The organism is Anaerococcus sp. NML200574, assembly GCF_026131665.1.
Lineage (GTDB): Bacteria > Bacillota > Clostridia > Tissierellales > Peptoniphilaceae > Anaerococcus > Anaerococcus kampingae.
Window position 1 is genome coordinate 1 of sequence record NZ_JAMXSM010000038.1, and the last position, 14,365, is coordinate 14,365.

Below are 14,365 nucleotides of genomic sequence, written 5' to 3' on the forward strand. Positions count from 1 at the left end.
ACCAAAAGTTTGCGTAGCAAACATCCTTTTTCCCCGCGAGGGGTCGCTCGGAGGGTGTAACGGAAAGGGGGTGTAAGGGGGAATCCGATGAGGGAACGTGCGAAACGTTCCCTAGGGATTCCCCCTTAAACGAAGAGATAAGTTTATAATAATCATTTATTATGTGATAAAATTACGAAGAAAAAAAGTAAATAATAATATTATCTTGGATAATAAAAAAAAGGTCCTAGGGAGCCTGGCTCCCTAGTCTACCTCTTTTGGATGTTCCAAGTCTTCATTTTTGAAAAAGTCTGTCCCATCATCGGCGTTATCTTGGTTTGTTGCAAATACTGATAGGTATTCCTTGCCGCCTATCTTATAAGCAACTTCTACCCTTAGATATTCTATGAAATATTTCTCGTATTGTATTGAATATCTCTTAGTTTTGTAAATATAGGTCTTATTATCAGCGCTTATTTGATCTAGCTTTATTTCTCTTTTCTTATCTGGGTCCCTGTAGTCTGAAGCGTAGGCTGTGATTTTTACGCTTAAGTCTTCTGGGTCTACTTTTTTGTCATCTTTGTAGAAGGTTAAAGTAAAGCCACCACCTTGGTTTAGGTGGATTGATGGGATATCTCCCTCAATTCTACCGGCAATTTTATCGTTTATCCCTTCAAGTCTTTTCTTGCTTAAATTTCTATAATCTTCTGCCCTTAGGGTTTTGGTGATTGGGTCTCTTTCGTCATATTCTATTTTTGCTTCCATTCTGACTCCATCGACCTCGTTGTTTCTCATGAAATTAGGTGTTTGGTGAAAGATATATAGGTTAAGACCTATTAGGCCTAGAATTAGGCAGGCCAGGCCTATTAGTATTTTCTTTACCATAAGTCCCTCCTTTTATTGGACTGATAGTTTATTTTTGTGGAAATAATTTATCATCGCAAAGTAAAGACCATTAAAGGCTAAAAGGACTCCTAAGACTGCTAGGAAGGATCCTAGGGTAAAATCAAAGGTGCTTATGCCGACTTGGGCGCTATTTTGAGCAACTTCTACCATTTTTATTATCTGAGTATCTGCTAAAAGGCCAAAGACTTTTAGATATAGGTAGGCTTGACCTATAAATAGAACTGCTAAAATCATACCATTTGCCATTTTCCCTAGTTTATTAAAAGGACTTGATACTGCTAGAGTGTTGGTTGCCATTATCATTTGTGCTAAAACCAGACCAGCTCCTAGGGCTATTATTAGGGTTTTGATGATTGCTATCCACATTTCTCCTTTTATTGTTCCAAGTAGCCTAAAGACTTCTCTTATAATTTCTCCAAAGCTTAGGGCTTCTCCTGGATTTACTGCTACAAAGGCAAAGAGGTTAATTATGGAAATTATCACTATGATCAATCCCATGATTACAAGGTTCATTAGCCTGGCTAGGTTTATTTTCTCTGATGAATAAGGAAGGCAGGTGTAAAATGAAGCCCCGTCCTTATAAAATCTCCTGTTATCGTTATTGGCCAAAAATACAAGGGCTACAAGGGGACCAAAGGACATGGCCACTGCCCCTATGCCGACTATGGCAAATAAGGGCTCAAAGCCTGTTGCCGAATAAAGGATCATGCCTGTAATCCCCAAGATTAGGGGCATTAACATGCAAGAGAGTACTGTTTTTATATCTTCTTTGAATAAAAGTCCGATTAATTTTCTCATTATAAGACCTCCGTAAAGTAATCTTCTACGCTCATGTGGTTTTCTTCTCTTATTTCATCTACTCCCTTATCAAGGATGATTTTCCCTTCAGAGATGGCTATGACTTGGTCAAGGATTCTCTCGATTTCGCTTATTAGGTGGGTTGAAATTATTAAGATTCCCTGGTAGTCAAAATTTTCTATTATAGTCTTTAGCATAATACGTCTTGCCTTTGGGTCAATGCCTGTCATTGGCTCATCTAAAAGGTAAATCTTTGTCCTTCTTGAAAGGGTGGCTGCAATTTGGACCTTATCTCTCATTCCCTTGGAGCATTCCTTAACCCTTAGGTCCTTGTCGATGCCAAAGGATGCTAAAAGTTTAAAATACCTTGAAATATCAAAGTCTTTATAAAATCTCTTGTAAAGGTCGCCAATCTCCCTTACCCTCATTGATGGATAAAAAGGAAGGTGGTCTGGTTGGTAAGAAACTAGGCTGTTAGTCTCTCCGCCTGGCCTTTGGCCTCCTATAGTGACTTCTCCCTTATAATTTTTCTCAAGACCTGCTAGGATTCTCATAAGGGTAGACTTACCAGTACCATTTTCTCCTACAAGTCCTACAATCTTGCCATCATCTAGCTTTAGGTTCATATTATCTAAAACTTTCCTACCTCCGTAGGATAGGGTCAAACCTTTAATCTCTATCATAATTCCTCCCAATATTCGTCAAGCTCTTTTAGAGCATCTTTCTTTTTGATATTTAGGCTTTCCATGCCGCTTATAAAGTCATCTGCTATCTTGTTAAAGGCCCTGTCGGATAGCTTTGCAATCTTTTTCTCATCTTCTGTTACAAACCTGCCAGCTGTCCTCTGGCTTTCGCAAAGGCCTTCTCTTTCAAGTTCTGCCAGGGCCCTTTGGATGGTGTTGGGATTGACCTTATAGGCAGTAGCAAGATTTCTAACCGAGTCAATCTTTGCTCCAGGCTGCCAAGTTCCTGTTGAGATTTTAATCTTGAAATCCTCCACCAATTGGATATAAATTGGTCTACTTTCATCAAAATCCATCTACTCACCTCTATTCTGATTTTGTACTACTGTATTATTATCTTAATACAATCTTACCACCTAAATTTACGACTGCAAGTCTTTTTAAAAATTTTTTTGTCTATGGTATAATGATTAACAAAGAATTTTATTAGGGAGAATATTATGAAATTAATTATAGAAAATCTGTCCAAATCCTTTGGCAAAAAGGAAGTCTTAAATAATGCATCTTTTACCTTTGAAAAGGGGATAATCTATGCACTTTTGGGAAGAAATGGATCAGGTAAGACTACTCTTTTTAGGCTAATAACTGATGGCCTTGATAAGGATAATGGCGAAGTTTTTTTAGAAGAAAATGGGATTAAGCGAAAATTAGAATTTAAGGATATATTTTTCATGGTAGCTGAGCCAGAGCTCCCTAAATTTCTAACAGGCTATGAATTTATCAAATTTTTTATAGAAGCTAATAAGGAAAATATTAAATCTAGTAAAACAATCGAGGAATACTTTGACCTAGTTGACTTTGAGATGGAAGATAGCCATAGACTAATACAGGGCTATTCTACCGGCATGAAAAATAAGATTCAGATGCTGATGTTTTTGATATTAAGGCCTAGGGTAATCCTCATGGATGAGCCCCTTACAAGCCTTGATGTGGTAGTCCAGCTTGAGATGAAAAAAATAATAAGGGAAATCCACGCCGACCATATAATTATTTTCTCAACCCACATCCTCCAACTTGCCAAGGATATTTGTGATGAAATCGTCCTCTTATCTGATAAGAAGCTCCAAAAGGTCGAGGAAAATCTCATCAAAAATCCTGATTTTGAAGATAAGATTATTAGCTTACTTTCTGGAGAAAAGGAATCTCTTAAGCTTGATGAAGAATTGAGGAAGATAGATGAATAAGAACTTGTCAATGTTCATTATAAGACAAAAAATTGAATTATCAGAGGCCTTTAATGGCATAATTTGGGCCTTTAGGCACATCCCCTTTATAGGGAAATATTTGGGTGACAAGTATAAATTTGAAAGCCCTAAGCAAGTAATCCACAAGCTCTATCCGATCTTCACTCTGATAAAAGGCCTTATCAAATCCCTCCTATCCTTTGGCATCGTAGCCATCTTTGTGGGAGTCACCTTGGGATGGGCCTATGGTATTTTTAAGCCAGCCTATGAGAGAGCTCTCTACTGGGATAAGGCCTATTCCATGCTGATTCCCCTTTATTTTTATTGGGTCATGGCCCTACTTAAAGATTTGGTTGGAGCTGATTTAACTGACCTTAAAAAATATTATCAAAACTTCCGCTTTAGCTCAGAAGAAATAATAAAGTCAAAGCTTTATTTTGCACCCCTTTTGAGATTTTTTACAAGGTCTATAGTCCTAATGGTTGCCCTCTACTTAATGGCAAGGGTTAATCCTATACTAAGCCTAGGCTTTTCTCTGGCTTTATATTTTACAGAAATTGCAGCCTCTGCTTTTTGGCTAGAAATTGACCTTAAATTTGGAAAAAGATTCTTTACAAATGGATTTTTCCAATTATTTTTTATGATCTTGGTCTTTTTCCTAATGACCTATCTCATGCTTTTTAAAGACATTTCAGATAAGATTTTCTTAGGTTTTGTATTTATAAGCTCTGGTCTTGGTTTTATAATAGCTATAAATTATTTTAGGAAATTTGATAAGTACGGGTTTATCATAGAAAAGTCCCTCAGAGAATATGATGATTTAATGGAAGAAATCGACGCAAGCCCGGCTGCAAGTGTTAAACTTAAGGATAAAGATATTGATAATAAAAAGGTAAAAGGCGAGGGCTTTGCCTACCTCAATAATATATTTTTTAGAAGGCACAGGAGGATTTTGCTTAAGCCTGTCCTTATAAAGTCAGGAATCCTAGCCGCCCTTCTTACAATTTTGATAAGCTTTTTACCATTATTTGAGAAGAATATAGATGGCGACCTTGTTGAAATGCTGGTAATCTTCGTCCCTCTTGCTACTTACATGCTTTGCAAGCAGGATAATATCTTAACAGCCTTTTTCATAAATTGCGACCAAGGCCTAATCCCTTATGGTTTTTATAGACAGCCTACAAACCTTCTAACTATGTACAGGGCAAGGCTTATCTCCCTTCTAAAAATAAATGCCATACCTGCCATAGTTTATGTGCTTGGCCTTGTTGGCGTATTTTTAAGGCTTAACAGGACTGATTATATCTTTGCCCTAGAAGCAGCTGCCTATATACTTTTGGCGGGAGTATTTTTTACAAGCCTGCCCCTTGCCCAATATTACCTCTTTCAGCCTTTTAATGCTGAAGGAGCCAAGGTCGGCAAGATATCAGGCGCAATAGATATGGTAGTTTATATCTTCTGCTTCAATGCAATAAGATTTACCGGAGGAATAAAGACCCCAATCCTAGTTATCGGCTCATCTGTCTTTATTCTATTATTTACAATTATAACTAGTCTTTTGATTTTAAAAATAGGGCCTAAGACCTTTAGGTTGAAAAATTAAGACTAAAAAACAGGGACTACTGACCTGAACCCCAAAATCCGGAATACGGATGGAGGAGTTTTTATGTCAGAATCCCTGTTTTTATTTTCTATAATTTTGCCATATCCCTTGTGATGAATTTCTTTAGCAATAGGATTATTACTACTGTTATTATAAATTCAACACCTAGGAAGGTTCCGTTGTAGGCTATTGAGTAAGCCCAAACATTTTGTCCTTCTGGTGCATAGGATCCAAAATAAATAACCCCTGTTAGGACGTGGCAGATGAATCTTGCAAATACACCTAAGAATGTTCCAAAAAGAACTGGTTTAAGTTCGTGTCTTTGGTTAAATGATTCTGAGAAAAATCCTACAAGTCCCAAAGCTCCGAAAGCTAGTGGATAGTCAAGAAAGGCTTGGATTGGGTGGAAGATTGAACCGCCTAAAAGCATATCTAAAACTCCATATACAGCACCTACAAGGATACCTGGGCCTGCTCCATATCTAATTGCAAATATAATAAGTGGAATCATTTGGCCTGCTGTTACTGAACCACCTTGTGGCATAGAAAATAGCTTAATTCTGCCTAAAATAAATGATAAGGCAATCATAATTCCTGCTTCTGTCAACATCTTTACTGACCAATTTTTCTTCATAAAAAAATACCTCCTTTACACAATACTTGCTAGAGGTATAAAGCACTTACCTCCGCCAGCATTACCTGGATCAGGTTAAGGGTATGATCTCAGCTGACTAAAAGTCGGCACCCCTAGTGATATAAATATTATACAGTTTTATATTAGTATGCAAAGATACTAATGAAAAAATAAGTGTTCAATCAAAATCTTAATCCCTAAGCCAATTAGGATAAGGCCACCTGTAAGCTCTGCCATTTGCTTAGATTTTAGACCGAGTTTTGATCCAATCTTAAAACCAATCACAGATAAGATTGCGGTGATTATTCCAATAGTTGAGGCTGACTTTACTATATCAATATTTAAAAAGGCAAGGCCCACACCCACTGCCAGGGCATCAATTGATGTAGCTATCCCCATCTTGGCTAGGGATAAAAAGTCAAAGCCATAATTTAATTCACAATATTCTTCTCTTGATTCCTTAATCATTTGTATGCCCAAGATTAAAAGCAAGAAAAAGGCAATCCAGTGGTCTATAGCCCTGATTTCTTCGGCAAAATTCCTCCCCAAGGAAAAGCCGATAACAGGCATAAGGGCTTGGAAAAACCCAAAGCATAGGCCAACAGATAGGCTGTTTTTAATAGAGTGAGTTTTTTCTGAAAGCCCCTTGAAAATACTAGCTGCAAAGGCATCCATAGCAAGGCCAACAGATAAAATAAGTAATGATGCAGTATCCAAAATTTCCTCCTAGCTAATTACACAACGCTTTTTTACTTAACCAGAAGGAAAGAAAAATGCAAATCAAAACTCTAGATTTCCTTAAGTTTATCAGCCCTTATATAGAAATTTTGCCCAGCAAGACTTACATAAACAAAACCATCTTCCTCTTCCAAGATTACCCTCACCACGCTATCTTTAGGGATTTTGTCAAAGGCAGTCTTTTCATCCTTATCAGAATAAATTTCAGCTTCTTCCTTAACCATGTAATCAAGGCCTACAGATATTTCTTTTTTGACCTTAATGCCGGTACTTGGCCTTTCCTCAATATCTATACCCTTATAAGAAGTCTCAGTCTTCCCGCATCCTGCAAGGATTATCATTAGGGCAATTACCACTAATCTATTGATAATAAACCACCCCGAACTCAGAAAGACCCAAATCTTTCAAATCTCTTATAAGCTTATCTAGGTCAGCCTTCCTTGTTTTATTGTTTACCAGGATAATTTTCATATCCTCAATACCAGCCGCAAGAAAGGCTTCTTTTTCATCCTTTTCATCTATTATTACATAGTCATATTCTTCTTTATATCTTGCTATATCCTTAGCAAAGTCATCTGTATCCATGCTTTGGCTTGGATTTTCCCCTAAATATTTATAGGCAAAAAAATCTTCTATTTTTTTATCTTCACTAGCCACAAATAGAACTTTTTTATTCTTAGCAAGTTCTCTTGCAAGGTTTTCTGCAAAACCATTAGTATCCTTGCCAAGACTAGCAAGGCCAATGACACCATTTTTGTATTTATAGGCTAATTTCGCCTTAATCTTTGTAAGTTCATCACTCTTTCCAAGCACAGGATAAGAAAGCTCAGCTAAATCATCCAAGCTTGCTATCCTATCAGACATAAGGGTCTTAATAATTATGATAATAAGCCCTAAAAACAAGCCAGCAAGACCAGCTGCCACAGAGAAAATATAGGTCTTTGTCTTTGATGCCTTATTTACTAAAACATCATGTAGGTAGGCGAAATTATCTGCATTTAAGTAGTCTTTAGCCATTAGCTTAAAATTTTCACAAATAGACTTAAGACTATCAGCAGCCCTTTTCTTATCCTGATCCCTATAAGTGAAGGAAATAAGGCCAGCCTGAGGATTTACCTCGTAGTCTGCTCTAGCCATCACATCACTATAGGTTAAATCAGATCCTCCCACTTCGAGGGCATCAGCTACCTTTTGATAAAGATCAGGCGATTTCAAAATTTCCATATAAATATTGGCAAGTTTCTCATTTAAAACAAGTTTATTGTAAGAAACCTCTTCCCCATCTTCAGCTGCAGCAATCAAAACAGCAGAAGCCTCATATGTCCCTCCATTTTTATGAAGGCCAAGGCCCAAAACTAGGCCAAAAAATAATATAGGTGGGATAATAAGAAGAAGCAAATTTCTCTTAATCCCTTCAATTAGTTGATATGTTGTAACTTTTCTCATTTTATACCCTTTCATTTTTTCTATCGCAATGAATTAATAGCCATATGGTTAGTAAAAAAGAAATCATATGGTGGAGCGTCTACTGCTATATAAACTGCGTATGGCAAGACAAATACTAGGACTGCCAAGATTAGCATAAAAACAGCCAGACTATCTTTTTCCTTCACTTCCTTTATCAAAAGCGGAATCAAAAATATTTGCATGACTGTAAAAAACGAACTAAATCTAAAGGCTATTGCTGTTGATGACCTAAAGACAAGGACTACCACAAGCCCATAAAATACAGCCTTTACTGCCGCACTATCAATCGTATTTTTCTTAAAAGTCCCCTTATCGAAATACATGATAGTCATGACAAAGAGGGCCAGGGCGAAAATAATCCTTGGGTCATAAAGCTTCATAGCATAGGCAAATTGCCCCTCAAAGGTGTAATTTATAATCTTTGTCGCCATTCTAGCAAGACCCACAGCCCCTAAGACCTTGGCCAAAATGCCAAATAAAAGCTTAGAAAATACCGATACCACCAGGCTAAATCCTACTATTATTGATTTAGTTAAATTTGATAAGTCAAACTTAAGATATATCAAAAATGGCAACAAAATCACGGCTGACTTATGAAAGCTATAGGCCCAGATAAAGGCCAAGATGCTTAAGATATTTTTCTCTTCTGTCATTAGATATATGGACAAAACTCCTAAACCTATTGCTGTGGCTGTTCTTGATGTTTGCATATCAAATTGCAAAAATGTCTGCATGAAAATTATAGCAGATAAAAAGGGCATCCTAGATTTCTTGGCCACCACATAGCTTATCGGTCCAATTGACAAAAGATTCATAAAAGCTATAACCCATTGGCGAGATAGACCCAAAAGATTGACTATAAAGGCTGTCAACCTAAAGGAAAACTCCACCGCATAATGGGAATCAAAAAGCTTAGTAGTATCTGTGCCAATATCTCTAGCAAACCACAAGTAATTGTAATAATCAGCATCCCCTGATCCCCTTGTGGCAGAAAAAATTAGCATAAGGCCAAACATTGCACAGATTGCCAGATTTTTCTGATATTTTTTATTAAATTTTATAAGGCTAAAGCAAATGAACATCAAAAGCTCTAAGCAAAATAATAATGTAAATCCCAAAATAATCCTCTCTTAGGTCTCATTATACCCCATTGGTCAGAATTATTTAAAATGAGAAACTTTAAAATTTTACAAAGACTTTACACAAACTTTTTATGAAATAAACAATACTCATATATTATAAAGATGGAAAACAGATAGAAATCGACTAACTCTTCCTTAATACAAACTGTTTTCTAAAACAAAAACTTACCCTCAGTTTTTGTAAGGCTAATATTTTTGATTAACTCAAAAGCAAAAGTCCACCAGATCGGTGGATTTTTTGTTTGCAAGAAAAAAGGGGCTGTTGCAGAATGAATAAATCGCCCCAAATCACTAGATGAACCTTGTGGAAAATTTTGCCTCCACGAGCCGGCAGGCTAGGCCAAAAATTTTCCACAAGAACCCTCTAGTGATGGGACGATAGTTATTCATAATTTTGCAACAGCCCCTATAAATTTCTATCTAATTGATACCCTACCAAAGCCTGTGCTAGCCTTGATTTCTAGGTCTGCTTCATCATTTGTTGTTGATATTTCATATCCTGTGCTTGTTTTAATCTTGTTTTCAAATTTTTCTGTCACATTTGTAGCTGGGCTTTCTACAAAGGCCCTAATCTCCCCTGGATAATCTGTTGTATCAACAACCACAGCACCATTTCTTGTGTCTAAGTCAATCTCTTTGGTGTTTTTGATATTGTAAACTCTAATTGAGCCTTGGTTTGAATCTGCGCTAAACTTATCGCTTTCAAGCCCATCAACTCTCACATTGCCATTTACAGTATCAACTTCAGCCAATTCTCCCCTTAGATTTGCCAAGTAAATAGCACCATTTACATTATCTATAGAAAGCTTACCCAAGGTGTTTTTAATATCAATTTTGCCATTTACATTGTCTATATCAATGGCAGCCTTAATATTTATAAGGTTAATCTTGGCATTTACTGTATCGATATTTAAATTATCAAAGTCAACATCTGCCACTTCAACCTTGCCATTTACAGAATCTATATTTAGATTTTCATAAAGAGCCTTGCCTAGGGCTAGCTTTAGATTTACGCTGGCTTGGACATTCTTATAAGCTTCATTTTGACTTATTGAAAGCTTTCCATCTTTTATCTCTACATCTAAATAATCTTCAAGGTTAGATTTTTTTGAATAAATATCATAGCTTAAGATAATTCCAGGATCATCAGCCTTTTCTACAATTATATCTCCATTTACTAGGTCGATATTAATATTATCTATTTCATCATCAATCCTAATATCCTTGTGGGTGTTAAATTCTCCCTTAATATTAAAATTATTTAAATCTATCATATTATCAAGGTCGATATTTGATAGGGTTTCAGTCGCCTTTTTAATTATATTATCAACTGCTGAGGTGATTTTTCCACCCAAGTCGTTGTCAGATTTTTTCTTATCGCCTATGGCTGCAAGGAGGTCACTAGCTTCTTCGACTGTGATTTTGCCATCCTTAAGCATATTTAAAATCATTTGTTTTTCTTCAGTCATTATTAATCTCCTCTAAAAGTTCCTTGGCTTTTTCTGGACTAATCTCGCCATTATCTAGCATATTTAGGATATCTAGCCTATGACTCTTCTTATCAATTTTGCCGCCAAGTTTTGCTACTATCTTATCAATCCTATTTCTAACTGTTGGATAGGAAATACCTATTTCTTCTCCAACATCCTTAATTGAACCTCTTTTTTGTAAAAATAATTCTATAAATTCTTTATCTTCTTTGTCTAATTTTGAGAAGTTATCTATCTCAAACTCACCACTTACTTCTGTAAAACATGAATTGCATCTATAGGAAGTAATCACCATTTGATCACCACAATTTGGACATTTATTAATCATAGCCCCTCCTTTTGTCTAAATTATACTAGGTCTTTTAATATTTGTAAAGTTAAAATTAATTATTTTAAGTTTTTATTTTAAAATATTTGATATTTTGATTGTATATCTTGCGATATTTAATTCCTTCCCAAATAAAAAGACCCAACCTAAGTCAGATCTTTATATATATTCCTTATCCCAATAAGATTTAGTTGTTCTTGATAGCCAAATTATGGTGTTTATCATGTAGGCTCCGAGGATTCCTGCTTGGATGAAGCTTACTGCTAGGTAAAAGCCTAAGTTTGTTCCCAAGGCCTTTAAGAGCTCTGTAAGAGCAAAGGCTATAAAGAAGGCTCCCAACCATTTAATTGATGTGGTAAGATTACCCTTAAAGTCTGTGTAGGCTAGGGCCTTGTGGCCGTATTTTTTCTTAAAGTTATCTCTACGAATTTTGATTTCTTCTCTTTTTTCTGGACTTGCCTCTGCCAGAAGCGCCGCATAGTAGTGGGCCATATCTTCTGTCCTATTCGTGTATTTTCTGAGCTTTTCCGCCTCAGATAGGCTTGGGTCTCTAATTAAGATTTCCTTTGTGATAGCTGCCTTTGACTTGTAAGTTATTCTTTTTTCTCTTAAATCTCTTAGGCCTTCTATATCTTTTTGATTATCAATCAATTCCAAGGTCTTTTCTTCATATTTTCTAATTGTCTTACTTGCCAAGTAAAAACTTATGACAACCATAGCTATTATACACATTTGAGCCATTATCATCCCTACATCATCGGTCTTGTTTAGGTCTAAGAATAAGGTGCTTACTATACTTGGTATTAGGATAAAGATTATTAGGGCTCCTGTCAATTTTATTATAGATCTCATAGACTCATCGCCTTTCTGTAGATTTCAACTAATCTTTTGCCTGTATTTGCAATCGACTTTTCCTGGGCGATTTTGTAGGCTTTTTCGCTTAAATCCGCAAGCTTTCCTTCAAGGATGCCCCCTATTTTACTTTCAAAGTCATCTAGACTCTTTCCTTTATAGATATTTTCTCCGTCCACAAAGCCATCTTCAAAGATTTCTATATCCCTTATTAGGATTTGGGCTTTTGTAGATAGGGCTTCTAAAAGAACTATGCCCTCTGTTTCCTCGTGGGTTAAAAAAGCGTAGAGGTCTGAACCTGAATAAGCCATCCTCAATTCATCGCTTGTAACATAGCCAGGCATGTGGAAATTATCTGGTGCTTGGTCAATATCTTTTTTTATTTCCGGGCTCATTAGACTCTTATCAAGCTTGCCAAACCAGACAAATTCGTATTCACCCATCCTTTTTGCAAGCTCTATAAAATCATCTATGCCCTTTCTTTTTATGGGAAGGCCCACAGATATTATTGATTTTTTATTTGGGTCTAGGCCATATTTTTTATAAAAATTCGCCCTATCATCACTTTTTTCTATCCAAAAATCTAGGTCTATTCCATTTGACACAACTTCAATTGGCCTATCAAGGTCATAAGTTTCTAGGATATTTTTAGAATACTGGGTTGGGGTTAGGACTATGTGACCTTGCCTATAGGCATGAACTAGCCATTTTTTAAAAAGTGGGGCAAGTTCATTTGAAAAAATAAAGGAATTCTTAAAATCTTCCATGGTTGAATGGCCGTGATAGACTACCTTCTTGCCAGCCTTTCTTGCCTTGTGTGCAAAAAAAACTGCTCCTGGCAAAGTGGTATTTATATGGACTAGGTCAAAATCTTCTTTTTCATCCAGACTATATGGAAAACCTACAAGGTCTAGGGCCTTTTTTTGGTGGTCAATAGCCTTGCCTACGCCAGATTCTTTGACTGTTTCATAATCTTTTGAATATATTAATACCTTCATGGACGTATTCCTTTATTGCTTTTTGGTAAACATCTTCGCATTTCTTGCCAAAGCTTTCAACCGAAAAATTCTCCTTGGCATATTCCTTAGCGTTTATTTCAAGAAGCTCCTTATATTCAGAATCTGAAAATACCCTATTTACAAATTTTTCGTATTCTTCAAAATCATTATATTTAAAGCCATTAAAGCCATTTACAATGACCCCATCAAGGACCGAATCATTCCTGCAAAGGGCAATGGTCCCATTAGAAAGAGCCTCATAATAAGTTAGACCTTGGGTTTCTGAAACTGATCCAGAAGAAAAGATATCAGCCGCTTGATAATAGCGGTTAACAGAATTTGAATCAACCATACCGGTGAAAATCACCTTTTTGGATAAGTTAGCTGCATATTTTTTAAGCTTATCAAGGTATGGGCCTCCCCCAACTATGTATAGATTTATAGTAGGATCTTTTAGCCTATCGTAATAAGCCATGACCTCTTCTATATTTTTCTCCTCACCAAGCCTACCCAAATAGATAATGATTTTCTCATCATCAGCCATACCAAGTGATTTTCTCAGGATTTTTTTATCATAAAACTCAGGCATAGCAATACCTGTAGGAATTACATCAAGTTTATTTTTCTCAATCCCATACTTAAGAAGCAACTCTTCAGTCTTGGCAGTAGGAGTAATAATCCTAGTACAAAGCTTAGAAAAAGTCTTAGAAGCAATTGCCACCATCTTCTTACCCGCCCTTTCAGATGGGGAAAAATAATGGGTGTAGTCCTCATAAACCGTATGGTAGGTGTGGACAAGGGGAATCTCTAAATCTCGCTGGATGCTCTTAGCCATCAAAAAGGTAGAAAACTCGCACTGGGAATGGATAATATCAGGTTGCCACTCCTTAATCTCCTTAAGATGGGAAGAGGCCAAAAGATTAGAAACCCTAGCCTGGGGATAAATCTTTTTGGCAGAAAGACTTCCTACATAATAAACATTGCCATCCTTATAAGATTTCGTAGTATTAGATAAGGTAAGGACTCTCACATCATGGCCCTTATCCTCTAAATATTTTTTTAAATTCAAAACAGATCGTACCACCCCGTTAACAACAGGCCAGTACCAATCACTGGTAATTAAAATTTTCATAAAAACCTCACTAGTATAACAATACCATTATTTGGGGGTCTTATCCAAGATAAGATTATTTTAGGGGTATTTCCCCTAAAACCCCTTTTTTTATAATAAATATAATAATTTTTTGTTTTATTATCCAAGATAATAATATTATTATTTAATTTAATTCTTCGTTATTTTATCTTTTATTAAACGATTATTATTTACTATTGAATCTCCGTCTCAAGGGGGAGCCCCAAGGGACCTTCCGCATGGTCTGTAGGACTCCCCAAAAGTTGTAGCTAGAAAAGAGGCTGCAATGAAAAAATATAGTTTAGAATTAAAGAAAAAAGTAATAAAAGAATACGAAGAAGGCGAAATAAGTTTAAATAAATTAGCAAGAA

16 protein-coding genes and 1 riboswitch are annotated in these 14,365 nt (G+C 36.2%); of the genes, 2 read left to right on the forward strand and 14 right to left on the reverse strand.

Annotated features, from left to right (window positions below):
• Window positions 1-243: 243 nt before the first annotated feature.
• The 4 genes from NH286_RS09585 to NH286_RS09600 are packed head-to-tail and all read right to left on the reverse strand — an operon-like array spanning window position 244 to window position 2,722.
• Entirely contained in the window at window positions 244-864 is a 621-nt protein-coding gene (locus NH286_RS09585) for a type IV conjugative transfer system protein TraE (protein ID WP_265238557.1), read from the reverse strand.
• A 12-nt stretch (window positions 865-876) separates the two neighbouring features.
• Entirely contained in the window at window positions 877-1,683 is an 807-nt protein-coding gene (locus tag NH286_RS09590; protein ID WP_106461079.1) for a hypothetical protein, read from the reverse strand.
• The gene (locus NH286_RS09595) at window positions 1,683-2,366 is read right to left on the reverse strand and encodes an ABC transporter ATP-binding protein (RefSeq protein ID WP_265238559.1); all 684 of its coding nucleotides are present in this window, start codon (window positions 2,364-2,366) and stop codon (window positions 1,683-1,685) included. Before NH286_RS09595 ends, NH286_RS09590 begins: the two co-directional genes overlap by 1 nt.
• Window positions 2,363-2,722, reverse strand: coding sequence for a GntR family transcriptional regulator (locus tag NH286_RS09600; RefSeq protein WP_265215190.1), 360 nt, complete (start codon window positions 2,720-2,722; stop codon window positions 2,363-2,365). Before NH286_RS09600 ends, NH286_RS09595 begins: the two co-directional genes overlap by 4 nt.
• Window positions 2,723-2,866: 144 nt before the next feature.
• Here NH286_RS09600 and NH286_RS09605 point away from each other — a divergent pair, with 144 nt between their 5' ends.
• Window positions 2,867-3,610, forward strand: coding sequence for an ATP-binding cassette domain-containing protein (locus tag NH286_RS09605; protein ID WP_265215188.1), 744 nt, complete (start codon window positions 2,867-2,869; stop codon window positions 3,608-3,610).
• Window positions 3,603-5,213: a hypothetical protein gene (locus NH286_RS09610; RefSeq protein ID WP_265238561.1), complete on the forward strand. Its 1,611-nt coding sequence runs from the start codon at window positions 3,603-3,605 to the stop codon at window positions 5,211-5,213. The genes NH286_RS09605 and NH286_RS09610 overlap by 8 nt, the downstream gene beginning before the upstream one ends.
• An 88-nt stretch (window positions 5,214-5,301) precedes the next feature.
• On the opposite strand, the gene thiT is transcribed toward NH286_RS09610, so the two are convergent.
• The 10 genes from thiT to NH286_RS09660 form a co-directional block, all read right to left on the reverse strand.
• Complete coding sequence (gene thiT, locus NH286_RS09615) at window positions 5,302-5,847, reverse strand: energy-coupled thiamine transporter ThiT (protein WP_106461084.1); 546 nt, start codon at window positions 5,845-5,847, stop codon at window positions 5,302-5,304.
• Window positions 5,848-5,877: 30 nt separating this feature from the next.
• Window positions 5,878-5,972: riboswitch (TPP riboswitch) on the reverse strand.
• A 34-nt stretch (window positions 5,973-6,006) separates the two neighbouring features.
• Window positions 6,007-6,564, reverse strand: coding sequence for a manganese efflux pump MntP family protein (locus tag NH286_RS09620; protein ID WP_265215183.1), 558 nt, complete (start codon window positions 6,562-6,564; stop codon window positions 6,007-6,009).
• 71 nt (window positions 6,565-6,635) lie between these two features.
• A complete protein-coding gene (locus NH286_RS09625; protein ID WP_265215182.1) occupies window positions 6,636-6,926 on the reverse strand; it encodes a hypothetical protein in 291 nt (96 codons plus the stop codon).
• Between the two features lie 19 nt (window positions 6,927-6,945).
• Window positions 6,946-8,031 carry a hypothetical protein gene (locus tag NH286_RS09630; protein WP_265238563.1) on the reverse strand — a complete coding sequence of 362 codons (1,086 nt, stop codon included), beginning with the start codon at window positions 8,029-8,031 and terminating at the stop codon, window positions 6,946-6,948.
• Window positions 8,032-8,051: 20 nt separating this feature from the next.
• The gene (locus NH286_RS09635) at window positions 8,052-9,170 is read right to left on the reverse strand and encodes an EpsG family protein (protein WP_265238565.1); all 1,119 of its coding nucleotides are present in this window, start codon (window positions 9,168-9,170) and stop codon (window positions 8,052-8,054) included.
• A 440-nt stretch (window positions 9,171-9,610) separates the two neighbouring features.
• Complete coding sequence (locus NH286_RS09640; protein WP_265238567.1) at window positions 9,611-10,663, reverse strand: DUF4097 family beta strand repeat-containing protein; 1,053 nt, start codon at window positions 10,661-10,663, stop codon at window positions 9,611-9,613.
• Window positions 10,656-11,012, reverse strand: a complete 357-nt coding sequence (locus tag NH286_RS09645; RefSeq protein ID WP_106461089.1) for a DUF2089 domain-containing protein — start codon at window positions 11,010-11,012, stop codon at window positions 10,656-10,658. Before NH286_RS09645 ends, NH286_RS09640 begins: the two co-directional genes overlap by 8 nt.
• Window positions 11,013-11,171: 159 nt before the next feature.
• Window positions 11,172-11,864, reverse strand: coding sequence for a hypothetical protein (locus NH286_RS09650; RefSeq protein WP_265238569.1), 693 nt, complete (start codon window positions 11,862-11,864; stop codon window positions 11,172-11,174).
• Window positions 11,861-12,862, reverse strand: a complete 1,002-nt coding sequence (locus tag NH286_RS09655; protein WP_265238571.1) for a glycosyltransferase family 4 protein — start codon at window positions 12,860-12,862, stop codon at window positions 11,861-11,863. Before NH286_RS09655 ends, NH286_RS09650 begins: the two co-directional genes overlap by 4 nt.
• Window positions 12,831-13,994 (reverse strand): glycosyltransferase, encoded by a 1,164-nt coding sequence (locus NH286_RS09660; RefSeq protein WP_106461096.1) that lies wholly within the window; start codon window positions 13,992-13,994, stop codon window positions 12,831-12,833. The genes NH286_RS09655 and NH286_RS09660 overlap by 32 nt, the downstream gene beginning before the upstream one ends.
• Window positions 13,995-14,365: the final 371 nt, after the last annotated feature.